The 23279-nt window shown below is 70.7% G+C and carries 21 protein-coding genes and 2 pseudogenes; 17 read left to right on the top strand and 6 right to left on the bottom strand.

The window, feature by feature from the left end:
* Positions 1 to 129 precede the first annotated feature (129 nt).
* From crcB (OOK07_RS03065) to OOK07_RS03050, 4 genes are all read left to right on the top strand, one after another.
* Positions 130 to 591, top strand: a complete 462-nt coding sequence (gene crcB, locus OOK07_RS03065) for a fluoride efflux transporter CrcB (protein WP_266794895.1) — start codon at positions 130 to 132, stop codon at positions 589 to 591.
* Complete coding sequence (locus OOK07_RS03060; protein WP_266794894.1) at positions 588 to 968, top strand: putative PII-like signaling protein; 381 nt, start codon at positions 588 to 590, stop codon at positions 966 to 968. The genes crcB (OOK07_RS03065) and OOK07_RS03060 overlap by 4 nt, the downstream gene beginning before the upstream one ends.
* Entirely contained in the window at positions 965 to 1342 is a 378-nt protein-coding gene (gene crcB / locus OOK07_RS03055; protein WP_266676718.1) for a fluoride efflux transporter CrcB, read from the top strand. The genes OOK07_RS03060 and crcB (OOK07_RS03055) overlap by 4 nt, the downstream gene beginning before the upstream one ends.
* A gap of 68 nt (positions 1343 to 1410) precedes the next feature.
* A complete protein-coding gene (locus OOK07_RS03050; RefSeq protein ID WP_266676716.1) occupies positions 1411 to 2247 on the top strand; it encodes an undecaprenyl-diphosphate phosphatase in 837 nt (278 codons plus the stop codon).
* Positions 2248 to 2379: 132 nt separating this feature from the next.
* Here OOK07_RS03050 and OOK07_RS03045 read toward each other — a convergent pair whose 3' ends face one another.
* Positions 2380 to 3069 carry a GAF and ANTAR domain-containing protein gene (locus OOK07_RS03045; RefSeq protein ID WP_266676714.1) on the bottom strand — a complete coding sequence of 230 codons (690 nt, stop codon included), beginning with the start codon at positions 3067 to 3069 and terminating at the stop codon, positions 2380 to 2382.
* Positions 3070 to 3421: 352 nt separating this feature from the next.
* On the opposite strand from OOK07_RS03045, the gene OOK07_RS03040 reads away from it, so the two are divergent.
* The 5 genes from OOK07_RS03040 (at position 3422) to OOK07_RS03020 (ending at position 9110) form a co-directional block, all read left to right on the top strand.
* Positions 3422 to 4099, top strand: coding sequence for a FadR/GntR family transcriptional regulator (locus OOK07_RS03040; protein ID WP_266683294.1), 678 nt, complete (start codon positions 3422 to 3424; stop codon positions 4097 to 4099).
* Positions 4096 to 5553: an amino acid permease gene (locus OOK07_RS03035; RefSeq protein ID WP_266794893.1), complete on the top strand. Its 1458-nt coding sequence runs from the start codon at positions 4096 to 4098 to the stop codon at positions 5551 to 5553. The genes OOK07_RS03040 and OOK07_RS03035 overlap by 4 nt, the downstream gene beginning before the upstream one ends.
* Positions 5554 to 5584: 31 nt before the next feature.
* Positions 5585 to 6601, top strand: coding sequence for an asparaginase (locus OOK07_RS03030; RefSeq protein ID WP_266794892.1), 1017 nt, complete (start codon positions 5585 to 5587; stop codon positions 6599 to 6601).
* A gap of 118 nt (positions 6602 to 6719) precedes the next feature.
* Positions 6720 to 8132 (top strand): aspartate ammonia-lyase, encoded by a 1413-nt coding sequence (gene aspA / locus OOK07_RS03025; protein ID WP_266676708.1) that lies wholly within the window; start codon positions 6720 to 6722, stop codon positions 8130 to 8132.
* 36 nt (positions 8133 to 8168) lie between these two features.
* Positions 8169 to 9110 carry a glutaminase gene (locus OOK07_RS03020; RefSeq protein ID WP_266676706.1) on the top strand — a complete coding sequence of 314 codons (942 nt, stop codon included), beginning with the start codon at positions 8169 to 8171 and terminating at the stop codon, positions 9108 to 9110.
* A gap of 22 nt (positions 9111 to 9132) precedes the next feature.
* Here the strand turns inward: OOK07_RS03020 and OOK07_RS03015 are convergent, their stop codons facing one another.
* Complete coding sequence (locus OOK07_RS03015; RefSeq protein WP_266794891.1) at positions 9133 to 9903, bottom strand: alpha/beta fold hydrolase; 771 nt, start codon at positions 9901 to 9903, stop codon at positions 9133 to 9135.
* A gap of 185 nt (positions 9904 to 10088) precedes the next feature.
* Between OOK07_RS03015 and mptB the strand changes: the two genes are divergently transcribed.
* Positions 10089 to 11483 carry a polyprenol phosphomannose-dependent alpha 1,6 mannosyltransferase MptB gene (gene mptB / locus OOK07_RS03010; RefSeq protein WP_266676702.1) on the top strand — a complete coding sequence of 465 codons (1395 nt, stop codon included), beginning with the start codon at positions 10089 to 10091 and terminating at the stop codon, positions 11481 to 11483.
* Between the two features lie 8 nt (positions 11484 to 11491).
* A complete protein-coding gene (locus tag OOK07_RS03005; protein ID WP_266801879.1) occupies positions 11492 to 12841 on the top strand; it encodes a glycosyltransferase 87 family protein in 1350 nt (449 codons plus the stop codon).
* 83 nt (positions 12842 to 12924) lie between these two features.
* Here the strand turns inward: OOK07_RS03005 and OOK07_RS03000 are convergent.
* The 3 genes and pseudogenes from OOK07_RS03000 to OOK07_RS02990 form a co-directional block, all read right to left on the bottom strand.
* Positions 12925 to 13752 (bottom strand): annotated as a pseudogene (locus OOK07_RS03000) (D-alanyl-D-alanine carboxypeptidase family protein); the annotation flags it as partial.
* Positions 13753 to 14346: 594 nt separating this feature from the next.
* Positions 14347 to 15243, bottom strand: coding sequence for an RNA polymerase sigma-70 factor (locus OOK07_RS02995; RefSeq protein WP_266676700.1), 897 nt, complete (start codon positions 15241 to 15243; stop codon positions 14347 to 14349).
* Positions 15244 to 15424: 181 nt separating this feature from the next.
* On the bottom strand, positions 15425 to 15898 hold the full coding sequence (locus OOK07_RS02990; protein WP_266794890.1) for a carboxymuconolactone decarboxylase family protein: 474 nt from the start codon (positions 15896 to 15898) through the stop codon (positions 15425 to 15427).
* 236 nt (positions 15899 to 16134) lie between these two features.
* Between OOK07_RS02990 and OOK07_RS02985 the strand changes: the two genes are divergently transcribed.
* From OOK07_RS02985 to OOK07_RS02970, 4 genes are all read left to right on the top strand, one after another.
* Complete coding sequence (locus tag OOK07_RS02985; protein WP_266794889.1) at positions 16135 to 18828, top strand: winged helix-turn-helix domain-containing protein; 2694 nt, start codon at positions 16135 to 16137, stop codon at positions 18826 to 18828.
* Between the two features lie 112 nt (positions 18829 to 18940).
* Positions 18941 to 20569 (top strand): MFS transporter, encoded by a 1629-nt coding sequence (locus tag OOK07_RS02980; RefSeq protein ID WP_266794888.1) that lies wholly within the window; start codon positions 18941 to 18943, stop codon positions 20567 to 20569.
* A gap of 18 nt (positions 20570 to 20587) precedes the next feature.
* Positions 20588 to 21106 carry a hypothetical protein gene (locus OOK07_RS02975; RefSeq protein ID WP_266676692.1) on the top strand — a complete coding sequence of 173 codons (519 nt, stop codon included), beginning with the start codon at positions 20588 to 20590 and terminating at the stop codon, positions 21104 to 21106.
* A gap of 27 nt (positions 21107 to 21133) precedes the next feature.
* Positions 21134 to 21331 (top strand): DUF8691 family protein, encoded by a 198-nt coding sequence (locus OOK07_RS02970; RefSeq protein ID WP_266526087.1) that lies wholly within the window; start codon positions 21134 to 21136, stop codon positions 21329 to 21331.
* 29 nt (positions 21332 to 21360) lie between these two features.
* Here OOK07_RS02970 and OOK07_RS02965 read toward each other — a convergent pair.
* Positions 21361 to 21657: pseudogene (locus tag OOK07_RS02965) on the bottom strand (DUF2252 family protein); the annotation flags it as partial.
* Positions 21658 to 21955: 298 nt separating this feature from the next.
* Here OOK07_RS02965 and OOK07_RS02960 point away from each other — a divergent pair.
* Complete coding sequence (locus OOK07_RS02960) at positions 21956 to 22618, top strand: HdeD family acid-resistance protein (RefSeq protein WP_266676690.1); 663 nt, start codon at positions 21956 to 21958, stop codon at positions 22616 to 22618.
* Positions 22619 to 22731: 113 nt separating this feature from the next.
* Positions 22732 to 22980: a hypothetical protein gene (locus tag OOK07_RS02955; RefSeq protein WP_266794887.1), complete on the top strand. Its 249-nt coding sequence runs from the start codon at positions 22732 to 22734 to the stop codon at positions 22978 to 22980.
* Positions 22981 to 23279 lie beyond the last annotated feature (299 nt).

The following is a 23279-nucleotide window of genomic DNA, read 5'->3' as shown; positions in this document are numbered from 1 at the left end:
ACCACGACTCGCGGCGCGGCGGTGGGGCCCGCCGTACCCGAACCGCGGCAGTGCGCCGCCAACGGTCCCTACTTGCGAAGGAGCGGCGCCCGCATGCCCCGGGCCCCGGCGAGTAGGAGACATACGAACATGACAGCACCGGAAGCCGAGAGTGTCCGCGCCCGGCCCCGCGCTTCACGAACGCCCGCCTGGCGCGCCCAGGCGCCCGTCGTCGCGGTGGTCGCGCTCGGCGGGGCCCTCGGCGCCACGGCCCGCTACGCGTTCTCGCTGTGGTGGCCCACCCGGACCGGCGGATTCCCCTGGGCGACGTTCTGGACCAACGTCGTCGGCTGTGCCGTCATCGGCGTGTTCATGGTGGTCATCACCGACGTGTGGGCCGCCCACCGCCTCGTACGCCCCTTCTTCGGCACCGGTGTGCTCGGCGGCTTCACCACTTTCTCCACCTACGCCGTCGACATCCAGAAGCTGGTCGACGCCGGCCACCCCCGCACGGGGCTGGCCTACCTCGCCGCGACCCTGCTCGCGGCGCTCTCGGCGGTGTGGCTCGCGGTGATCGCGACCCGCCGCGTCCTGAAGTGGAGGCAGCCATGACGAGGCTGACCGGCAGCGCCCTGCGGGTGACCGTCTTCATCGGCGAGAACGACACCTGGCACCACAAGCCCCTCTATTCAGAGATCGTCCACCGCGCGCACGCGGCCGGCCTCGCCGGCGCGAGCGTCTTCCGCGGCATCGAGGGCTTCGGCGCCTCCTCCCTGATCCACACCTCGCGGCTGCTGTCGCTGAGCGAGGACCTACCCGTCGCGATCGTCATCGTCGACTCCGAGGAGCGGGTGCGCGCCTTCCTCCCGCAGCTCGACGAGCTGGTCGGCGAGGGCCTGGTGATCCTCGACGACTGCGAGGTCATCAGGTACGTCGGTCGCGAGGGCGGCCCCGGCGAAACGCACGCGAAGGGTAAGAAGTCGTTGTGAACTGGCTGTTGGTCGTGGCGGGAGCCGTGGTCGGTGCCCCACTGCGCTACCTCACCGACCGCGCGGTGCAGTCGCGGCACGACTCGGTCTTCCCCTGGGGCACCTTCGCGGTGAACGTCTCCGGCTGCCTGATCCTCGGCCTGCTGACCGGCGCGGTGGCCGAGGGGGCCGCCGGTTCGCACATGCAGCTGCTGATCGGCACCGGCCTGTGCGGGGCCCTGACGACGTATTCGACATTCTCGTACGAGACCCTCAGGCTGACCGAGACCGGGGCGGGGCTCTACGCTGCCGCCAACGTCGTCGGAAGTGTGGCGGCGGGTCTCGGCGCGGCATTTGTCGGGGTGTCGGTCGCCCAGGCCCTGTGGGGTAAGTGAACGGTTCTCCCGCGCGCGTAGTAAGACTGTCTACAGCACTGTCGACCAACTCCTCAGAACTGGATCACATGAGCGTCATTAGCGTCGGTCAGGCCGTCGTCCTCGGAGCAGTCGAGGGGGTGACCGAGTTCCTCCCGGTCTCCTCCACCGGCCATCTGAAGATCACCGAGGGGCTGATGCACATCCCCGTGGACAATGATGCCGTCGTCGGGTTCTCGGCCGTCATCCAGGTCGGTGCGATCGCCGCCGTGCTCGTCTACTTCTTCAAGGACATCGTGCGGATCGTCTCCGCGTGGGGCCGTGGTCTGCGCAACAAGGAGGAGCGCTACCACCACGACTACAAGTTCGCCTGGTGGGTGATCTACGCGACCATCCCGATCGTGATCGTGGGCCTGGCCGCCAAGCCGCTCATCGAGGGCCCGCTCGCCTCGCTCTGGGTGGTCGCGGCCTCGCTGATCGTGGGCAGTGGCGTGATGTGGGCCGCGGACCAGATGGGGCGGCACAAGCGCGGGGAGGACGACACCACGTTCAAGGACGCGATGCTGGTCGGCAGCTCCCAGATCCTCGCCCTGCTCTTCCCCGGCTTCTCCCGCTCCGGCGCCACCATGTCCACGGCCCTCATCCGCGACCTGGACCGTGTGGCAGCCACCCGCCTCTCCTTCTTCCTCGGCATCCCCGCCCTGACCGGCGCCGGCCTGTACGAGCTCAAGGACGCGCTGGGTACGGGGGTGGGCGCCGCCCCGCTGGCCGTCGGCACGATCGTCTCCTTCGTCGTCGCCTACGGCTCCATCGCCTGGCTGCTGAAATTCGTCGCCAAGCACTCCTTCAACGCCTTCGTCATCTACCGGATCATCGTCGGCGTACTGCTGCTGGGCCTGCTCAGCACGGGCGCCCTCGGCAGCTGACGGCAACCGGCCGGCCGCAGCCGCAGGTGGTCACCGCCACCCGAAGTCCGCTGGTGGCGGGAACCTTCCGGTGTCCGAAGGCCGCCGGTAGCGCTGCGGGAAGCGCAGGCATCGAGCCGGCGGAGCCGCCCGTCAGACCATGCCGCCCCGCTCGCAGACCCGTTGGGCGACCTCGCGGAGTTTGATGTTGTTCTTCTGCGAGAAGAGCCGAAGCGCGTCGAACGCCTGCTCCTCGGTGAGGCGATGGGCACCCATGAGGATGCCCATCGCCTCACCGATGGCATGGCGGGTGGCGACGGCCTGTTCCATCTGGGCGTGCTCGCGGGCGCTGGAGAAGGCGACGGCGGCGTGGGACGCCAGCAGCCAGCCGGCCAGTTCGCTGGCCTCGGTGAAGGCGCCGGGCTTACGGGAGTAGACGTTCAGCGCGCCGAGTTCCTCGTCCTCGGTGAACAGCAGGAAGCCCATCATGCTCCCGAGGCCGAGCGTGCGCGCCTGGGGGGCGTAGGCGGGCCACGAAGGCTGCTCCTCGGTGAAGTCCGCGATGCGGAAGACCCGCTCACCGTCCGTCCTCCTGGCGGCTTCGAAGCACGGCCCCTCGCCCAGTCGCTCCTGCAGCCTGTCACTGTCGTCGACGAGCTTCTCCGTGGGCGCCAGCGTCTCCACCCTCGTGCCGTGCAGCATCAGGATGCCGGCCGCGTCGCAGCCCTCCACCAGCTCCACGGCCGAGTGCGTGATCCGATTCAGGGTGTCGTCGACCGATTCCTGAGCGAGGAGATCGCGAGCCATCGCAGCCATCTGCTGCGCGAACCGATCCCAGTTCATACGTCCTCCACGTCCGGGCGGGTCCCGGTCAAGACCACGTCTACCCATCCTTTGACGCAAGCTTCACAATGCGTCCGGACGAGCCGACGCCGACATGCAAACGCCCGGTGCAGTGGCCCCTCGTCGCGGTGGCCGAGGTCCCCGTGCGTGACCCTGAACCCCGGAAGTCGCGGGAACAACCTGCGGGAGCAACCGGCAGGGAAGAACCGCGGAAGCAGGCTTTCAGGCTTCCCGCGCCATGAATTTCCACATTCGCCTCCCTTGACAGCTCCGGCCCGGCACCCGCAGGATCACTCTCGTGAACCTGTCAGACAGCCAGACAGCCAGTCAGGGCCCGCGGCGCATCAGCGCCATGGAAGCGGTGCTCGGGCATCTGCGGGCCGCCATCGAGCGCGGCGAGTACGCGGTGGGGGACAAGCTGCCCTCCGAGGCGGAGCTCTGCCGCACCCTAGAGGTCAGCCGGCCGGTGCTGCGCGAGGCCCTCAGGGCCCTGCAGACGATGGGCCTGACCGTCTCCAGGACGGGCAAGGGCACCTTCGTCGTCGCCAACACCGTGGAGGACCCCACGTTCGGCGACTACGCGGCCAGCGACCTGCTGGAAGTGCGCCGTCACGTCGAGATCCCGGTGGCGGGCTACGCGGCCGTGCGCCGCACCTCCGAGGACCTCGACCACCTGTCGCACCTGCTGGAGCGCATGGAGCGGGAGACCGACACCACCTCGTGGGTCGCCCTCGACACGCTGTTCCACCTGGCCGTCGCCCAGGCCGCCCAGAACCCGGTCTTCCGCCGGGTGATCGAAGAGATCCGCGACGCACTGGCGCGTCAGTCGGCGTTCCTCAACGAGCTGGGCGGACGCCGCGAGCAGTCCAACCGCGAGCACCGGGCGATCGTCGAGGCCCTGATGGACGGTTCCGAACTCGACGCGGCGGACGCCATGGCGCACCACCTCGACCGCGTCGAGACGACCCTCACCGACATCGTGCGCCCCGCGCGCACGGACAGCCCAGCGGAAGGCGGACCCGAGGCGTGAGCGAGCAGCACCTCAAAGACGAGACGCGCACACCGGCCGCACATGTCGACGCAGGAGACGTCGGCTACAGCAAGTCCCTGAAGTCCCGGCACGTCAATATGATCGCCATCGGCGGCGCGATCGGCACCGGCCTCTTCCTCGGAGCCGGCGGCCGCCTCGCCGACGCGGGCCCCTCCCTCTTCATCGCCTACGCGGTCTGCGGCGTCTTCGCCTTCCTCGTCGTACGAGCCCTCGGCGAACTCGTCCTGTACCGGCCCTCGTCCGGTGCCTTCGTGTCGTACGCCCGGGAGTTCCTCGGCGAGAAGGGCGCTTTCACCGCGGGCTGGATGTACTTCCTCAACTGGGCCACCACCGGCATCGCCGACATCACCGCGGTGGCCACGTACACCCACTACTGGGGCATGTTCTCCGACATCCCGCAGTGGGTGATCGCACTGATAGCCCTGGCCGTGGTCCTCACCGTGAACCTGATCTCGGTGAAGATCTTCGGCGAGCTGGAGTTCTGGTTCGCCATCGTCAAGGTCAGCGCTCTGGTGATCTTCATGTGCATCGGCATCTACCTGCTCGTCACCCAGCACCCCGTCGACGGGACCACCCCCGGCCCGGCGCTGCTCACCGACAACGGCGGCATCTTCCCCAACGGCCTGCTGCCCATGCTGCTGATCATCCAGGGCGTCGTCTTCGCCTACGCCTCGGTCGAGCTGGTCGGCGTGACGGCCGGCGAGACCGAGAACCCCGAGAAGATCATGCCCAAGGCGATCAACTCGATCATGTGGCGCGTGGGCGTGTTCTACGTCGGCTCGGTCGTCCTGCTGTCGATGCTGCTGCCCTGGAACAAGTACAGCTCCGGCGAGAGCCCCTTCGTGACGGTGCTGTCCCACATCGGCATCCCGGCGGCCGGCGGCGTGATGAACCTCGTCGTCCTCACCGCGGCGATGTCCTCGCTCAACTCGGGCCTGTACTCCACCGGCCGCATCCTGCGCTCCATGGCGATGTCCGGCTCCGCACCCAGGTTCACGTCCGTGATGAGCCGCAGCCAGGTCCCGTACGGCGGCATCCTGCTCACCAGCGGCATCTGCGTCCTGGGCGTCGGCCTCAACTTCGTGGTCCCGGCGGACGCCTTCGAGATCGTCCTCAACTTCGCGGCGATCGGCATCCTCTCCACCTGGGGCATGATCATGCTCTGTCATCTCCTCTTCTGGCAGAAGACCCAGAAGGGCGAGCTGACCCGCCCGGACTACCGACTGCCGGGCTCCCCCTGGACCGAACTCGTGACGCTGGCCTTCCTCGCCTCCGTCCTGGTCCTCATGTACGCCGACGGAGGCGCCGGCCGCACCACCGTGCTGTGCCTGCCGCTGATCGTCGGAGCCCTGGTCGTCGGATGGTTCGGCATCCGCGGCCGTGTCGCACGCCGGTCCACCGGGACCGGTCCCACCACCGGAGCCGACGCGTGACCCACGCGCCGCTTCCTGACAAGAGGCAGTGATGTTCAGCAGTTCCGTCGCGGACGCACCCCTGATCCGCGAGCCCCTCCACGCCCCCGTCGCCCACCTGATACGCGGCGGGGTCGTGGAGGGCATCCACTACGGCTCCGTCGTCGTCCTCGGCCCCGACGGACACGTCCAGCTTCAGCTCGGCGACATCGAGGCCGCGTTCTACCCCCGGTCGGCGCTCAAGCCCGTCCAGGCGGTCGCCATGGTCCGGGCCGGTCTCCCGCTCGACGGCGAACTCCTCTCGCTCACGGCGGCCAGCCACTCCGGCGAGGAACGTCACCTCGCCGGGACGCGGAAGATCCTCGAACTCGCCGGGCTGACCGAGGAGAATCTGCGCAACGTCACGGACATGCCGTTCGATCCGGCCGTCCGGGACGAGTGGATCCGGGCGGGCCGCTCGCCCTCCCGGATCGCCCAGAACTGCTCCGGCAAGCACGCGGCCATGCTCTACACCTGCAAGCTCAACGGCTGGTCCCTCGACGACTACCTCGACCCCGGCCACCCCCTCCAGCAGGCGATCGCGGAGATCGTCGAGGACCTCACCGGGCAGCGCATCGCCCAGGTGACCGTCGACGGCTGCGGCGCTCCGCTGTTCTCGGTCTCGCTGCACGGTCTCGCTCGTGCCGCCGCCCGTATCACCACGGCGCCGGCCGGTACACCCGAGGCGCGTGTCGCCGACGCGATGCGCGAACACGCCGAGATGGCCTCCGGCTCGGGCCGGGACGTGGCCGCGCTGATGCGGGCCGTGCCGGGGCTGCTGGCCAAGGACGGGTTCGAAGGCGTTCAGGTTGCCGCGTTGCCGGACGGCCGGGCCGTCGCCGTGAAGATCGCCGACGGGGCGAACCGGGCGCGTGTGCCGGTGGCGGCCGCCGCTCTGGCCAGGGCCGGGGTCGACCCCGCGCTGCTCACCGCGTTCGAGGGCGAGGCGTTGCTCGGGGGCGGCAGTGAGGTCGGGCGTGTACGGCCCGTGCGTTCGCTGGAGCCGGTTGTGGTCTCGGCCTGCGCGTAGTGGGCCGGGCCGGCATTCCGTCCGGCGGCTGCGCGCCGGGTGTGGCTGGTCGCGTAGTTCCCCGCGCCCCCGTCGGGGCGCTGTCACCCCGTATCCCAGAAAGAGGACCCTCACCTTCATGACGACCGTCGTCACCCGTAGCGAACACGACCTGCTCGGCGACCGTGACGTTCCCGCCGGCGCCTACTGGGGTGTGCACACCCTGCGTGCCACGGAGAACTTCCCCATCACGGGCACTCCGATATCCGCCTACCCGCACCTGATCGACGCTCTTGCCGCGGTCAAGGAGGCCGCCGCCCTCGCGAACGAGGAGCTCGGACTGCTGGAGCCCGGGAAGGCCGCCGCGATCGTCGAGGCGTGCCGGGAGATCCGCAACGGCAAGCTGCACGACCAGTTCGTCGTCGACGTCATCCAGGGCGGCGCCGGCACCTCGACCAACATGAACGCCAACGAGGTGATCGCAAACCGGGCGCTGGAGCTGCTCGGCTTCGACAGGGGCCAGTACGGGCACCTGCACCCCAACGAGGACGTCAACCTCGGCCAGTCCACCAATGACGTCTACCCGACCGCCGTCAAGATCGCGACGGTGTTCGCGGTGCGCGGGCTGCTCAGGGCGATGGCTGTCCTGCAGGACGCGTTCGCCCGCAAGTCCGTCGAGTTCCGCGACGTGCTCAAGATGGGCCGTACACAGTTGCAGGACGCGGTGCCGATGACGCTCGGTCAGGAGTTCTCCGCATTCGCCGTCATGATTGACGAGGACCGGTCCCGTCTTGCCGAGGCCGTCGAGTTGATCCATGAGATCAACCTGGGCGCCACGGCGATCGGCACCGGACTCAACGCCCCCGCCGGATACGCCGAGTCGGCCCGCCGCCACCTCGCCGAGATCACCGGGCTGCCGCTGGTCACCGCCGCCAACCTCGTCGAAGCCACCCAGGACTGCGGCGCGTTCGTCCAGATGTCCGGGGTACTCAAGCGGATCGCGGTCAAGCTCTCCAAGAGCTGCAACGACCTGCGGCTGCTGTCCTCGGGGCCGCGTGCGGGGCTCGGCGAGATCAACCTGCCGCCGGTACAGGCCGGTTCGAGCATCATGCCGGGCAAGGTCAACCCCGTGATCCCCGAGGTCGTCAACCAGGTCGCCTTCGAGGTGATCGGCAACGACGTCACCATCACGATGGCGGCCGAGGCGGGACAGCTCCAGCTCAACGCCTTCGAGCCGATCATCCTGCACTCCCTGTCGGAGTCCATCACGCATCTGCGCAGCGCCTGTCTGACGCTGGCCGAACGGTGCGTGGACGGCATCACCGCCAACACCGAGGCCCTGCGCGCGAGCGTGGAGAACTCCATCGGCCTGGTCACCGCGCTCAACCCGCACATCGGTTACACGGCCGCCACCGACATCGCCAAGGAGGCACTCGCCACCGGCCGGGGCGTGGCCGAACTCGTCCTGGAAAAGGGCCTGTTGCCCGCCGAGACCCTCGCCGAACTGCTGCGGCCCGAAGTCCTGGCCGGCACCGGCTCCGTCATCGCCTGATCCACGGCCGCGCGCCAGGACCGACCCGGAGGCACAATGGTGATCATGGCAGTTCCCCCATCCACCCCCACCTTCGAACCGGTCCTGGCGCGCATCGCCGAGGAGATCGAGCGCACCCCCGGCCGAGGCCGGCCCGCCGACTACATCCCGGCGCTCGCCGCCTGCGACCCGCGCCGCTTCGGCATGGCCGTCGCGGAGCCGGACGGCACGGTGTACGGGGTGGGGGACTGGCACGAGCCGTTCTCCGCGCAGTCCCTCACCAAGGTCTTCACCCTCGCCCTCGACCTGGCCCGCGAGGGCGACGAACTCTGGGAGCACGTGGGCCGCGAGCCCTCCGGCAACCCCTTCAACTCCCTGATCCAGCTGGAGTACGAGAGCGGCATCCCGCGCAACCCGTTCATCAACGCGGGCGCCCTGGTCGTCACCGACCGCCTCCAGACCCGTACCGGAGACGCGGCGGGCGAACTGCTCGCCTTTCTGCGCACCGAGAGCGGCAACCCGGGCCTGGACTTCGACCTGGACGTCGCCGCCTCCGAGTCCGCACACGGCGACCGCAACGCCGCCCTCGCTCATTTCATGGCGTCGTACGGCAACATCGACAACCCGGTCCCGGCGCTGCTGGACCAGTACTTCCGGCAGTGCTCCATCACGGCGTCCTGCGCCGACCTCGCCCTCGCCACCGGGTTCCTGGCCCGTCACGGCGTTCGCGCCGACGGCAGCAGACTGCTCACCAGCAGCCAGGCCAAACAGGTCAACGCGGTGATGCTGACCTGCGGGACGTACGACGCCGCGGGCGAGTTCGCCTACCGGGTCGGGCTGCCCGGCAAGAGCGGCGTCGGCGGCGGCATCATCGCGGTCGTACCCGGACACTGCACCCTGTGCGTGTGGAGCCCCGGGCTCGACGAGCGCGGCAACTCGGTGGCGGGCGTCGCCGCCCTGGACCGCTTCACCACCCTGACCGGCCTGTCGGTGTTCTGAGAGCCGGCGTCGAGCGGGCGGCTCAGCCCAGGAACTCGGTCAGCAGCGGCACCAGCAGGCCCGTGCGCCGCATCAGGGCCGCATGCGTGGTGGCCGGCAGGACGGCCAGCCCCGCGTCGGGGATCAGCGCCTGCATCTCGGCCGCGTGCTCGACGCGAACGAAGTCGGTGTCGCCGATGACCAGCAGCGTCGGTGCGCCAAGCCCCCGCAGGTCGTCGGCCGTCCAGGGCAGCGGTGCGTGGGCCGCGCCCGTGACCTTCGCGAGGAAGTCCTGGAAGTGCCCGGGATGCGGCGCGACAGCGGCGTAGGCCTCGGCCATCTCCTGGAAGTCCGCCTCGCTGGGCAGCCGGGGAGAGGTGTAGTCCGGTGTGCGAACCTCGTCGTGGTAGCCGTCCTGTCGGTACTGGGTGGCGGCGAGCACCAGCCGTCCGACGCGCTCGGGGTGCCGCACCGCGATCTCCAGCGCGGTCAGCCCGCCGAGGCTGAAGCCGATGAGGTCGGCCTGCCCGATGCCGAGTTCATCCAGCAGCGCCACCACGTCCGAGGCCAGGTTCGCCACCGTCATCTCGCGGTCGGTGTCGGCAGTGTGGCCGTGTGCCTGCAACTCGGGCGCCACGACTCGGCGGTCCGCGGCGAGGGCGGGCAGCACGGCGGCGAAGGACAGGCCGATGGTATGGACCCCGCCGTGCAGCAGCACCAGGGGGCGCCGGCCGTCTGCGGATCCGTGGGTCTCGTAGTACATCTCCAGGCCGTTGACCTTGGCGTGGGCGGAGTGGTGCGGCACGGTCGTCACGTCCGTTCTGTGGCTGAGGGGCAAAGGACGGGGAAGGAAGGTCGGACGCAGGGGAGACCGGCCGGCGGCACGGAAGTCATCGCTCCGGCGTCCGATCACACGCCGGACACACGCAGGCCCCCGCCCGGAGGGCGGCGCGTCAATTTCCGGCCACCCGGCGTTGACACGCTTACCGAGTGTTGGCCATGGCTTTCCCTGTCGATCTCCGCCGCTGTCAGGTCCTGGGCCTGGCCGGCACCGCCTTCCTCGCCCTGGGCGGTGAGACGTCCGGTGCCCTGCCCGTCCGGGACCTCCTGGCACCGGCCAACGCCCGCGCGGCGCTGGGCCTGGTCGGTGTGTACTTCGGTGTCGTCCTCCTGATAGCCGCCTGGGTGCTGCTCGGGCGGCTCGTGCGCAGCGCCGAGCCGCCCACCCCGCGCGAGCTGCTGCTGGTGCTCGCCGTCTGGGCCGCACCACTGCTCCTCGCCCCGCCCCTGTTCAGCCGTGACGTCTACAGCTACCTCGCGCAGGGTGCGATGGTCGACGCCCACATGGACGTCTACGCGCACGGGCCCGCCCAGCTCGGCGGCCCGCTCGCCGACGAGGTCGCCCCGCTGTGGCGGCAGACCGGCGCCCCGTACGGCCCCGTGTTCCTCGCTGTCGCCTCCGCACTGTCCGGCCTGACCCGCGGTGCGCTCCCCGCCGGTCTGGTCGGAATGCGGCTGGTCGCGCTGCTCGGCGTGGCGCTGATGGCGGCCGCGCTGCCCCGGCTGGCCCGGCACAGCGGCGCCGATCCGGCCGCCGCGCTCTGGCTCGGTGCCCTCAACCCGCTGGTCCTGCTCCACCTGGTCGCGGGCGCCCACAACGACGCCATCATGCTCGGCCTGCTCGGCGTCGGCCTGGTCGCGGCGCTCGGCCGCCGGCCGGTGCTGGGTGCCGTGCTCGTCACACTCGCCGCGCTGGTCAAGGCGCCCGCCGTGCTCGGGCTCGCCGCGGTCGTCGTCCTCCAGGTGCGCGCCGGGCGACATCCGGCGAGGGCCGTCCTGTCGGCCGGCGTCGCAGCCGCGGCCACCACGGTCGCCGCGACGGCCCTCGCCGGAACGGGCTACGGCTGGATAGGCGCCCTCGACACGCCGGTCTCCGCGCACAACTGGGCCCTCACCAGCCTCCTCGGACGTGCCACCGGAGCCATGCTGGAACACCTCGGCAGCAACCTCGCGCCTCTCGCCCTCCCGGCCTGGCACATGCTCGGCCTCGCGGTCACCGCTCTGCTGGTGGCGGCCATATGGTGGCGACTGCGCCCCCGCCCGGTCTACGCGCTGGGCCTGAGCCTCGCCGCCGTGGCCGCCTTCGGCCCGGCGATCCGCCCCTGGTACGCCCTGTGGGGCCTGTTCCTCATCGCCGCCGCGGCACCCACCACCTCGGTACGGCAACGGGTGGCGGCCGTGACGGGAGTGCTCGCGCTCGCCACCCTGCCGAGCGGCGGACCGGCCGACAGCGGGCAGTTGATGCTGGCCGTCTCCGGCGGTGCGCTGGCCGTGGTCGTCCTGTGGCAGGTCCACCAGGCGGCCCAGGCACCCGCGCTGGAGAGGACCGCATGAAGGACCGTATGACTCCTCCCCGCACCGACCGCGGCCGACTGCTCCTGGTCCTCACCCTCGCCGTCGCCGTCGCCGTCTTCACCGCGACCGTGCCGCTGCTGCGCGACTGGTTCGACCTGCGCGTCTACTACGGTGCCGTCAACAGCTGGATCCACCACGGCGGACGGATCTACGACTACGAGGTGCCGGGGACGACGTACGGCTTCACGTACCCGCCGTTCGCCGCCGTCAGCATGCTGCCCATGGCCCTCGTCGGTCTGCACACCGCGATCGTCGGCTCCTTGCTGCTCAACCTGGCGGCCCTGGCACTGGTGCTGCACATCCTGACCGACGGAGCATGGCGCCGCTACGGCTGGTTCGGCTGCGCCCTGGGCGTTTGTCTGCTCCCCCTGTTCGAACCACTCCGTGACACCTTCAGCTTCGGTCAGGTCAACCTTCTGCTGCTGGCGCTCGTGCTGGCCGACGCCTGGCTGCTCAGCACCGGGCGGGAGCGCCCAGCGGGCGTCGGCATAGGCCTCGCGGCCGCGATCAAACTGACCCCGGCCGTCTTCATCGGACTGCTCCTGCTCGCCCGCCGATGGCGTGCCGCAGCCGTCGCGACGGCCGTCGCGGCCGCGGCGACCGCGCTCGCCGGCGGGGTCGCGCCGGGCGCCTCCCGTTTCTACTGGACGCAGGCCCTGTGGGACACCAGCCGGGTGGGCCGCCTCGACTACGTCTCCAACCAGTCGCTGCAGGGCATCCTGGCCCGCCTCGGGGAAGCGGACCGCAAGGTCTGGGCCGCGGCCGTCCTGGTGGTCCTCGGCATCTGGGCCTGGCGGACCCGCCGGGCGGTCGCGGCGGCGGACTGGCCGGCCGCGTTCGCCCTCACCGGCCTGACCGCCTGCCTCGTCAGCCCCATCACCTGGGTGCACCACCTCGTATGGCTGCTGCCGTCGTTCGCCGTGCTGATCCGCACCGGGCACGCGCGTGTGGCGGGCGCCCTGTACTCCGTGCTGTGCACCAGCGTGGTGTGGCTGTGGTTCCACGATGCGTCCGGCATCGACGGCTTCCTCGGCAGCAACACCTACACCTGGATCACCCTGGGCCTGCTGCTGTGGCTCCCGGTGGGTCAAGTCCGCGGCGGCACACCGCCCTTGCCCCGCAGCACCAGCGCCACGGCAGCGGCGCCCAGAACGGCGGCACCCGAGATGACGCCCGCCGTGGGCCATCCCGGCCCGCCGTCCGGGACGACGACGGCCACGGGAGTGGCGCTGGGCCCCGGCCGCGGTCTGGCCCGCAACCCGTCCAGCGAGCCCACCGGTTCGACGCGACCGGCGGCCTCGAACCCCCAGTCGAGCAGTTCGCGTGCCTCCTCGTAGACCGTGAACCCGCCGCCCGCCTGAGGGTTCATGACGGTGACCTCGAGAGTGCGCCCGCCGCGACGGGCTGCGGCGACCAGGGTGTTGCCCGCGTTGCTGGTGTAGCCGTTCTTGACACCGACCAGCCCCGGGTACGGCTCCACGCCGTCCGCACCGGTCAGCAGCCGATTGGTGTTCTGGATGTCGTACGACCATCCGCTCCCGCCCGGGAACTTCGCCACGGCCGTGCCGCAGTACCGCGCGAAGTCCGGGTTGCGCAGCCCCTCCCGGCCGAACACCGCCAGGTCGTACGCCGAGGACACCTGGCCGGGAGTGTCGTATCCGTCGGGCGACCGTACGTGTGTGTCGAGGGCGCCCAGGGAACGTGCCTTGGCCTGCATCCGGGTGGCCGTCCTGTGCCAGCCGCCGTTCAGCGAGGCCAGGACGTCCACGGCGTCGTTCCCGGAGTTGAGGAAGACTCCGCGCCACAGATCGGCGATCCGGTACGTCTGTCCCTCGGCGACTCCGACCTTGCTGCTGCCCGGCCCGATGTCCTCCAACTCCCGTTCCCTCACCGTGTGTTCGATGTCGGCGGGCAGGGCGGGCAGCACCGTGAGGGCGAACAGGGTCTTGAGCGTGCTGGCCGGCGGCAGTGCGCGATGCGCGTCGTGCGCGGCCAGCACCTCGCCGGTGCGGGCGTCGGCCACCAGCCAGGACAACGCGGAGACGTCCGGTACCCCGGGCACCCCACGATGGGCCCGGACCTGGGTGCCCTGGCGGTACAGGAACGACGGATGCGGCGTCGCCCGCGGCGCACCGGGTGGGGTGGGCTCCGCACCGGCGGCGGCCGCGACGGGCGCGAGCGCCAGGACACCGGCCACGCAGAGGGCGCAGATGGCGACGGCTGTCCTGGGCCTGAATTCGGTGATCATATGATCAACGTAGGAATCTGCCCGAGGTGCATGCCGGTGACCGGGCCATGACGCGGCCCGCTAGTACCCGGATGCCGCAACGTGGGGGCGGAGGCGAAGGTCCGCGACGGGGCTCGTCCGCGTATCGGCAGCTCGCGACACGCGCCGCATGACGAGTGCGACAAACAACGTTTTGATAAGTTGATCACAGTATTCCGGGCGGCTCACCCCCGTCGAGGAGTCCGGGATGCACACCTGCGCATAGACCCCGTAGGTGCGGGTCCCGGGCGCCACGCACTCCCCCGATGAGTGGCGCCCGGGACCACGGATCCGGCTGTTCCGGCACAGGCCGAGGGTGGCCGTGAGGCCCTGGTGACACGGCCCGGCCCTATTCGGCGAGTTTTCCTTCGGTCGAGACCTCTTCCATCAGCGTGGCGGTCTCGTCCGGGACGGCCGGAACGCTCTCGTGGGTGGTGCCTGTCGACGGGGACCGTTCCACGCCAGGCCATCCGTGCGTAAGGACACAGCGCATCGGCCCGCTCCAGGAGCGGAGCGGCGATTTCCGGATCTATGCCCGGCCATTTGCCCGCCTTCTGTGACGCCGGCTGGACCGCCTCAGCTGTTCTGTGAAGCCACGTAGGGCGCCAGTTTCTCCGGATTCATGACCCACATAAGGCGTTCGATGCCGCGCGTCGAAACCTCGGCGGACAAAAGCGCCACAGCGTTTCCGTCGGCCGAGACGAGAACGGCCGGCCTGCCATTGGCTTCGACCCAGCGAACCTTCGACCGCGGCCAGAAGCGCGGAGCGAAGGCGGCAAGGTATTTGGCGACACGCAGACGCCCGGCGACCGGAATCCTGGATGCTCCGCGCACGCCACCGCCGTCGGCGTAGCTGACCACGTCCGCAGTGAGAACCTCTTCGAGCACCGACAGATTGCCGGTCTGGGCCGCGGCGAGGAAAACCTCCAGCAGCCTCCGGTGAGCTTCGGGGCTCGCGGGCTCCCGGCGTTCCGTCGCCAGATGTTTGCGGGCGCGGCTCACCAGCTGTCGCGTATTGGCCTCACTCGTCTCCAGCATGTCCGCGATCTGCCGGTAGGGATAGTCGAAGGCTTCCCTCAGCACGTACGCGGCCCGTTCCACGGGATTCAGCTTTTCGAGGAGGAAGAGGACCGCCAGGTCGAGCGCCTCCGCTCGTTCCGCGCCCAGCTGCGGGTCCGCCGTGGTGTCGACCGGTTCCGGCAGCCAGGGCCCGGTGTACGACTCACGTCGCTTTCGTGCGGACTGGGCCAGGTTGATGGCAAGCCGCGAGGTGATCGTGGCCAGGAACGCCGTCGGATCGAGGATGTCGGCGCGGTTGGTCCTCTGCCAGCGCAGCCACGCGTCCTGGACGATGTCCTCGGCTTCCGCGGCGCTTCCCAGCACGCGGTAGGCGATGCCGAAGAGCTGGGGACGCGCCGCCATGAAATCCCTCGTTGCCTTGTCGAGAGAGTCGGCGTCATCCCCGGCGCGCATAGGTGCCCTCCAGTTGTGGATCACCATGCTACAAGCAGGGTCATCACCGCACTCGAAGCCCGGTGACGACGTGATCCACAGCCAGGACGGTGCTGTGCCCGTGATGCCGATGGCCTGCTTCCATGCCGCAGATCGGGGCGGCTTGGAGACAGGCCGTGGCGCCGGGCCTGGTGGGCGCCGATCAGCCGAACATGCCGGGCTGGTAGTCCCCGGCAGGCTGCTGGACGATGATGTTCACACGGTTGTACGCGTTGATGACCGCGATGAGGGAGACCAGCGCTGCAAGCTGGTCCTCGTCGAAGTGCTTCGCGGCGTTCTCCCAGGCCTCGTCGCTGACACCGCCCGCCGCATCGGCGGTGCGGGTGCCCTGCTCGGCCAGCTCCAGAGCGGCACGTTCGGCCTCGGTGAACACCTTGGCCTCACGCCAGGCCGCGACCAGGTTGAGGCGCTGCGCCGTCTCCCCTTCGGCTGTGGCGTCCTTGGTGTGCATGTCCGTGCAGAAACCACAGCCGTTGATCTGGCTTGCGCGAATCTTCACCAGTTCCTGAGTCGTGGTCGGCAGCGTCGAGTCCCACACCACCTTGTTCGCGGAATTGATGTGCTTCAGGACCCTTCCCGCGAGGGGGTGGCCGAAGAAGTTGAGGCGCGGTTCCATGGTGATCTCCTTGCCCTGTTGCGGATACACACCTACTGACAGGGGTGGCCGGTGACATGTGACAGCTCTCCGGGTGTGACCTGCGTCTCAGCGTTTCGAAGGGTGTGGGAAGAGGCCCGCAGCACGGATACGCACCGGTCAGGCAGTGAGCGACGCCCTCGGTGCCGGCCGTGCGTGTGCCAGGCGGTTGTCCCGGAAGGATGGGACCCTGAAGCGAGGGAAGCGCTGCCCATGACATGGCGGACACTGGTGGTGAGCGCGTGTCTGCATTCGAGGAGTACGTTCCGGCGTCGGCCGACGGATGTGCCGATCCGCTGGGGGACCCGTTCCTGCGCACTCGATTCGCTCTGCCGACCAGGCCCGGCGCGTTCCTGCAGCGGCAGCGGCTGAACCGGCACCTCGACCAGGCTCTGGCCACTCCGCTGACCATGGTCAACGGGTCCGCCGGCGCGGGCAAGACCCTGCTGGTCGCCGACTGGGCCGTACACCTGGACCGGCCGGTCGCCTGGCTCACTCTGGAGTCGGAGGAGCAGCGTCCCGGCATGTTCTGGGCGTATCTCCTGCAGGCCCTGCGCGTCTGCGGGATGCCGCTGTCCGACCCCGCCGCCCACCCGGCGGACGCCGGCAGCGTGGACCACAGGGTGCTGTCGGCGATCGCCGGAGAACTCAACGACCGTGACCAGGCAGCGACCGTCGTGCTCGACGAGTACGACCGCGTGAGCGCGCCCGAGGTCGCGGAGCAGCTGGAGTTCGTGCTGAACCACGCAGGGGACGGGCTGCGCCTGATCCTCGTCACCCGCACCGAACCCATGCTCCCGTTGCACCGCTACCGGGTGGCCGGCGCGCTGACGGAGATCCGCGGCGCCGAGCTGGCCTTCACCCCCAAGGAGGCCCTCGCCCTGCTGGAGGTGCACGGTCTCTGTCTTCCCCTCGACGCGGCGCGCGCTCTGGTGGACCGCACCCGGGGCTGGGCCGCCGGCCTGCGCCTGTGCGCCCTGGCCGCGCTGGAGAGCCCGGACCCGGAGACGTATCTCAAGGAGTTCGAGGCGGATCGCAGCACCGTCGCCGACTTCCTGCTGGCCGAGGTGCTCAAGCGGCAGACGGAACAGACCGAGGACCTGCTGCTGCGGGCCAGCGTGCTGGAGCGCTTCTGTCCCGATCTGGTGAACGCCCTGACGGAGCGGACCGATGCCGAACGCATCCTGGCCCGGCTGCACCGCGAGAACGCCTTCGTCGAGGATCTCGGACACTCCTGGTACCGCCTGCACCCGCTGTTCGGGGAGATACTCCGGGCCCATCTGCGCGAGCGCTGCCCCGGCCTGGAGCCCGAACTGCACCGGCGGGCCGCCCTGTGGCTGCAGCGCTCCGGCTCCCTCCCGGAGACCCTCGCGCACGGCGCCGCCGCGGGCGACTGGGACTTCACCGCCGGGGCCCTCGTGGACGACCTGGCGATCGGACAGTTCTTCACCGGTCTGCGCTCCGAGGACCTGACCCGGCTCTTCTCCCGGATGGAGCCCGATGCCACGAGCCCCGCGACGGAACTCGTGCGCGCCGCACGCGATCTGTCCCGCAGCGACCTCGACCGTGGACTGGCCCACCTCCACCACGCCGAGGAACGCCTGACCGGCGACCTGTCCGACCCGGCGGCCGCGCAGCTGAGCTGTGCGCTGCTGGAGGCCCTGGCCGCCCGCCTGACCGGGTCCCCCGCACAGGCGGAAGAGGCCGCCGAAAGCGCTGACGAGGCGCAACAGGACGTTCCCGCACACCTTCTGGACAAGCATCCGGAGCTGCGCGCCCTCCTGATGGCCCACCTGGGCACGACGCGACTGTGGGCGGGGCGGTTCGAGGAGGCGCAGGCAGCGCTGTCCACGGTGGTCCGCTCGCCCGGGGGAGTCTCGACCCTGGTCCCCCGGGAGGATTCGATGGGCCACCTGGCGCTGATCGACTACCTCAACGGCTGGCCGGGCAGAGCGGAGGACAAGGCCCTGGAGGCGGTGAGCGAGACGGAGGGCTTCAGCCTCGACCGCCCCTCCGGCTCCGGAATCGAGCGACTGGTGCTGGCCGCCGTGGCCGTCGACCGCAACGAACTGGGCCGGGCCCAGGCCCTCCTCGACGAGGCCGCCGAACTCCCCGCCGCGACACGGGACCCGGTGACGGCCGCTGGACGGGCCATCGTCACCGCGCGGCTCCAGTTGGCCCGGGGCGACGCGCGAGCGGCGGTCGAGGCGGCTGCCCCGGTGGTCTCCACCGCCGCGGCCTCACCGTGGGCGGAGAGCCACGAGGTACTGGTCGTCTCCGCCGCCCACCTCGCCGAAGGACGGTCCGAAACCGCCGCCGAGCTGCTCCGCGCCGTTCCCGACAGCCAGCCGGCGTGCGCCGTGGAAGCCGCGCGCCTCCACCTCGTCGCAGGGCGTCCGGATGCCGCGATCGACCTCCTTGACAGGATCCGGGCCGACAGCCGCACCGGTCCGGCCGTGACCGTCCGGGCGGCACTGGTGAGAGCGCAGGCCGCGTACGGCGCGGGGGACTCGTCCACCGCCCGCGCACTCGTAGCACAGTCGCTCATCCAGGCCCGGCACGAGCGGTTGCGCCGGCCCTTCCTCGAAGCCGGACAGTGGATCCGCCCTCTCCTGGCCACCGCACCCCTCCAGCAGTTGGCCGGGGGCTGGCTCGTGCCCGGCACCTGGCGACATGACGAACCGGCCGGAGCCGGGATGCCCCTCTGGCCGATCGTCGTGGAGGAACTGAGCGGCCGTGAGCGCGACGTGCTCGAGCGGCTGGCCCAGATGATGTCGACGGAGGAGATCGCCGCCGACCTGTACGTGTCCGTGAACACGGTGAAGACCCACCTCAAGAGCCTGTACCGGAAGCTGGGCGTGAACCGTCGCAGCGCCGCGGTACACCGTGCGCGGGACCTGCGGCTGCTGTGAACACGGGTCGCCTCGCCCACGGCGGGTGAGGCGCCGGACGGCCTCCTCGGCTGCGATGGGGATGGCGGCCGGATCCACCGCCGCTCCGGGCCGACTCGGCGAGGTGGACACCGTGACACGATGGCGGGCTCTGATCGTCCTGGGCACGGCCCAGTTCCTGATGGTTCTGGACACGTCCGTCATGAACGTCTCGATCAGTCAGCTGGTCGAGGATTTCGACACCGAGGTCACCGCCATCCAGACCGTGATCACGCTGTACGCGCTGGTCATGGCCGCGTTCATGATCATCGGTGGCCGGTTCGGCGACATCGTGGGGCGCCGTCGTCTCTTCTTCATCGGACTGATCGTGTACGGCACGGGATCGGCCCTGACCGCCGTGGCCCCCACGCTGTGGGTGCTCGCGCTGGGCTGGTCGGTCATCGAGGGGCTCGGCGCCGCCATGGTGCTGCCGTCCATGGCCGCTCTCGTCGCGGAGACCTACCGCGGGCGGGACCGTGCCGTCGCCTACGGCGTCATCGGCGGACTCGCCGGCGCGGGGATCGCGGTCGGCCCGCTGCTGGGCGGCTGGGTGACGACGTACCTCACCTGGCGGCTCGTCTTCGCCGGTGAGGTCGTGGTCGTCGCGGCCGTCCTGTGCTGCCGCCGGATGATCACCGAACCCGTCCGGACCGGACCCCGCCACCGGCTGGACGCAGTCGGCGCGGTGCTGTCGGCGGGCGGACTGGCCCTGGGCGTACTCGGCGTGCTGCAGAGCAGTACCTGGGGATGGCTACAGCCCCGCAACCCTCCCTTCACCGTCCTGGGCTTCTCCCCGACGCTGTTCGTCGTCGGCGCCGGGGCGGTCGTCCTCGCCCTGTTCGTCCACTGGGAGCGGCGGCGGGAGGCTCAGGACGCCGAGCCCCTCGTACACCTGGCCCTGCTGCGCAAACGGGCACTGCGCTCAGGTCTGCTGACGCTGCTGAGCCAGAACCTCATCCTGTTGGGGCTGTTCTTCGTCATCCCGCTGTACCTGCAGGTGGTGCAGGGCTTCGACGCCTTCCAGACCGGACTCCGGCTGCTCCCGGTGTCCGTCACGATGCTCGCGGCCTCCGTGCTCGCCTCCTCGCTGGGCCGGGTTGTGGGGCCGCGCCGGGTGGTCCGGCTGGCCCTGCTGACGCTGGCGGGAGCCATCGTGTGGCTGCTGGCCACCATCGACCCGGTCATCGACGACGCGCAGTTCGCCGGAGCCATGGCTCTGCTGGGCGTGGGCACCGGCCTGCTCGCCTCGCAGTTGGGCAACGTCGTCCAGTCCAGCGTCGGTGAGGAGGAGCGCAGCGAGGTCGGAGGGCTGCAGTTCACGGCGCAGAACCTGGGCTCCGCGCTGGGCACGGCACTCATCGGGTCCATCCTCGTCGGCGCACTGGCGCACGCGTTCACCACGCAGGTGGCCGACGATCCAAAGGTGTCCGAGGAGGCCCGCGCACAGACCGGTGTGGCCCTGGAGTCGGGGATCTCCTTCGTCAGCACCGACCAGGTGCGTTCGGCGGCGGAAAGCGCCGGCCTGCCGAGTTCCGACGTCGACGCCGTCGTGGACTCGTACGCGTCGGCGCAGCTCGACGGCCTGAAGGCGGCGATCCTCGCCACCGGCGGTGTGACGCTGGCCAGTTTCCTCGTCACCTCGAGCCTGCCCGCCGGCCAGAAGAGACGTACCGAGAAGTCCGGCGCCGACGCACCGTCCGGAGCCAAAGGATCGACGCACTGAACCCCCAGGGAGGCACCGATGTCCAGGACCGACGGCACCGCGGTCCGCGTGCGCGGTGCCGAGCGCAGGGCACGCGCGGACTACACGGGCGGCGTCTACGGATCGATGCTCGCGGCCTCCGTGGTGATCGGGGCCGGCACCCTGGGCTCGTTCCCGCGTGCCGAACTCGTGGTGCTGTTGCTGCTCACCGGCGTGGTGTTCTGGATCGCGCACGTCCACGCCCAGCTGTTCGGGGCGCGGCTGGCGCAACAGCCCCTGGACCGCCAGGTCGTGCTGCACGTCTGCCGCGACGAGTGGCCCATCGTCAAGGCCGCCGTCCCACCTGCCGCCGCGGTGGCCCTCAGTCCGCTCCTGGGCCTGGACGTACAGGGCGCCATCTGGCTGGCCCTGTCCGTCGCCGTGGCCGGGCAGGTGGGCTGGTCCGCCGCCGCGGCACGCCGCGCCGGCGGCACCTGGCGCATGGTTGCGACCACTGCCTCGGTGAATCTGCTGCTGGGCCTGGTGATCATCTCATTCAAGATCGTTCTGAAGCACTGACCGAGGCCGTCCGCGGGAGTACGACCCATGCGCTACGAGATCCGAGTCGACGGACACCTGTCGAAGGCGCTTGCCGAGGCCTTCCCGGAGCTGGAGCACGTGGTGATGTCCGGTCAGACCGTCCTGTTCGGTCCCGTCATCGACGAGGCGCAGCTGTTCGGCCTGCTGGCCCGCTGCCGGTCGCTGGGCCTGCGCGTCGTGGAGATGCGTCAGCTGCCGGAGTGACCCGGACCTTGCCGCTCAGACCGTGCCGCTCAGAGATCCTGCGCGGTGATCCGGCCCGAGCGGGAACGGGCCGCCGGCGCCTCGGAGCCCCGCTCGTTCCGGTCGGCGTAGGACTGCGCGAAAGCGGCGGGCGCGCGGTCGAAGCGGTCGCTGCCGCCCAGGTACGCGGAGATCGCGACCGGATCCCCGCAAGGAGCGTGCGCCCGCGCCAGGGACGCCCCGCACAGCCGGGCGAAGAGGCCGAACAGCGGCGGGTCCATGGTCTCCGGCCGTGCGCTGCCCTTCCGGTCCGGCAGCTGACGCCGCCGCCCGTCCGCACCTCCCGCGAGAAGACCTGCGCCACCACCTGCGGACCGCACGCGAGCCGCGCCGAGGCCCCGTCCGGGCAGCCTGGGGAACGGTCGTCTCTGTCTCTTCGTTCCGTCGCGTCTGTCTCTTCGTATCTTCGCGCCGTCAGGGTGGTGAGCGCCTCCGGTTCCCACCCCAACGGCACGACGGGGCCGCCGGATCACCCGTAGGGGGTGACCCGCGCCGCCACGACGCACGGGATCCTGATCCGGAGAGGTCCCGCACACCGCCCCGTCGGCGGTCCGCAACGTCCGCTCGATCGCGCGAGGAGGAGCCATGACCGAATCGCGTGGTCCGGCACCGCGTACCGGACCGGAGCACACTCACGACGGGGCGGTCCCGGACCAGGCGGCCACTTCCGCCGAAGTGCTGGAGCGCCTCGGCCGTTCCTGGACCTGGATCCTCGGCTCCGCCGTCGCGACGCTCGTGCCGGGCGTCCTGGTCCTGGTCTGGCCGGACGAGACGCTGCACGTGCTGGCGGTCCTCATCGGCCTGTACCTGCTGGTGATCGGGTCGTTCCGGTTCGTCGCCGTCTTCGCCCGGGACGGGCACGGAGAGCGGCTCCCCGGGCTGCTCATCGCCGTCCTGTACGTCCTGGCCGGAGTGCTGTGCCTGCGCAACCCGCTGCAGTCCATCGCCGCGCTCTCGGTCATCGTCGGGGTCGTCTGGCTCGTGTCGGGCATCCTGACGCTCTACACGGCCATCGCCGCCGACGAGTTGCCGCACCGCGGCGTCATCCTGGGTCTCGCCGTGCTCGCCATCGTCGCCGGGATCGTCGTACTCGCCCTGCCCGCCGAGTCGGCCCGGGCGCTGACCCGGCTGCTCGGCCTGTGGCTCGTGCTGCTGGGCCTGGCCGAGGCGGCCCTCGCCCTCGCCTGGCGGGCGGCACTGCGCAAGTCCGGCATCACGGGGCGGCCCGAGACCGACCGGAGCGTCTAGGACCGGCACCCGGATCCTTCGCGGCGGCCCGGACGAGCGGCGCGGCGGCCTCCGCAGTCGACACGTTCCTCCGCTTCCTGCGCGACAGCACCCGCACGCTCCTCGTCACCGCCGTGATCGTCGCGCTGACCGCCTGTCCGTACGGCGCCGGGAAGGTGGCCCGCGGGGTGCGTGCCCTGACCGGGTGGGGCAGCCGCAGTCGTCGGCAAGGCACTGAACAGCGCCGGGATGCGCACCGGCTCGACGGGCCGCCGGCTGACCACGTGTCCTGGACCACCGGCATCGCCATCGGGACCGGTGCCCTGGCGCTCCTGCTGTGGAACCGCCCCGCGGTCCTCGTGGTGATCGTGACCGTGTGGTGATCCTGGCCGTGCCGGCGATCCCGCGGTCCTCGCCGCGGCGGAGCGCGCCCCGGGCACCGCCGACGAACCGGGGCACGCGGTCCCGTGAACCCCGCCTCGGCTTGGCGCCACGGCTCCGGCGGCGGTCCGGTCAGTGGGCCGCCGGCCTCTTCGTACCCGCCGCCATGGACCGAAGCAGGGCCGGCCCCGGGCGAGCGCATCTCCTCCCGTGTCCGACGCTCACCCGTGCCGGGTGAGGCCGCCTCGCCCTTGCCGTGGGCACGCTGAAAGACGGGACTGACAGGCGGGCGGGCGAACGC

This window comes from Streptomyces sp. NBC_00078 (genome assembly GCF_026343335.1).
GTDB lineage: Bacteria > Actinomycetota > Actinomycetes > Streptomycetales > Streptomycetaceae > Streptomyces.
This window is presented reverse-complemented; position numbering and strand designations above follow the sequence as displayed.

Coding starts and splice junctions, on each gene's coding strand:
- OOK07_RS03040 (WP_266683294.1), top strand. CDS start 3,422: ATGGAAGCGGTGCTCGGGCATCTGCGGGCCGCCATCGAGCGCGGCGAG.
- OOK07_RS03060 (WP_266794894.1), top strand. CDS start 588: ATGACGAGGCTGACCGGCAGCGCCCTGCGGGTGACCGTCTTCATCGGC.
- OOK07_RS02970 (WP_266526087.1), top strand. CDS start 21,134: ATGCGCTACGAGATCCGAGTCGACGGACACCTGTCGAAGGCGCTTGCC.
- OOK07_RS02975 (WP_266676692.1), top strand. CDS start 20,588: ATGTCCAGGACCGACGGCACCGCGGTCCGCGTGCGCGGTGCCGAGCGC.
- OOK07_RS02960 (WP_266676690.1), top strand. CDS start 21,956: ATGACCGAATCGCGTGGTCCGGCACCGCGTACCGGACCGGAGCACACT.
- OOK07_RS03030 (WP_266794892.1), top strand. CDS start 5,585: ATGTTCAGCAGTTCCGTCGCGGACGCACCCCTGATCCGCGAGCCCCTC.
- aspA (WP_266676708.1), top strand. CDS start 6,720: ATGACGACCGTCGTCACCCGTAGCGAACACGACCTGCTCGGCGACCGT.
- OOK07_RS02995 (WP_266676700.1), bottom strand. CDS start 15,243: ATGCGCGCCGGGGATGACGCCGACTCTCTCGACAAGGCAACGAGGGAT.
- OOK07_RS03050 (WP_266676716.1), top strand. CDS start 1,411: ATGAGCGTCATTAGCGTCGGTCAGGCCGTCGTCCTCGGAGCAGTCGAG.
- OOK07_RS03005 (WP_266801879.1), top strand. CDS start 11,492: ATGACTCCTCCCCGCACCGACCGCGGCCGACTGCTCCTGGTCCTCACC.
- crcB (WP_266794895.1), top strand. CDS start 130: ATGACAGCACCGGAAGCCGAGAGTGTCCGCGCCCGGCCCCGCGCTTCA.
- OOK07_RS03020 (WP_266676706.1), top strand. CDS start 8,169: ATGGTGATCATGGCAGTTCCCCCATCCACCCCCACCTTCGAACCGGTC.
- OOK07_RS03045 (WP_266676714.1), bottom strand. CDS start 3,069: ATGAACTGGGATCGGTTCGCGCAGCAGATGGCTGCGATGGCTCGCGAT.
- OOK07_RS02985 (WP_266794889.1), top strand. CDS start 16,135: ATGGCGGACACTGGTGGTGAGCGCGTGTCTGCATTCGAGGAGTACGTT.
- OOK07_RS02990 (WP_266794890.1), bottom strand. CDS start 15,898: ATGGAACCGCGCCTCAACTTCTTCGGCCACCCCCTCGCGGGAAGGGTC.
- mptB (WP_266676702.1), top strand. CDS start 10,089: ATGGCTTTCCCTGTCGATCTCCGCCGCTGTCAGGTCCTGGGCCTGGCC.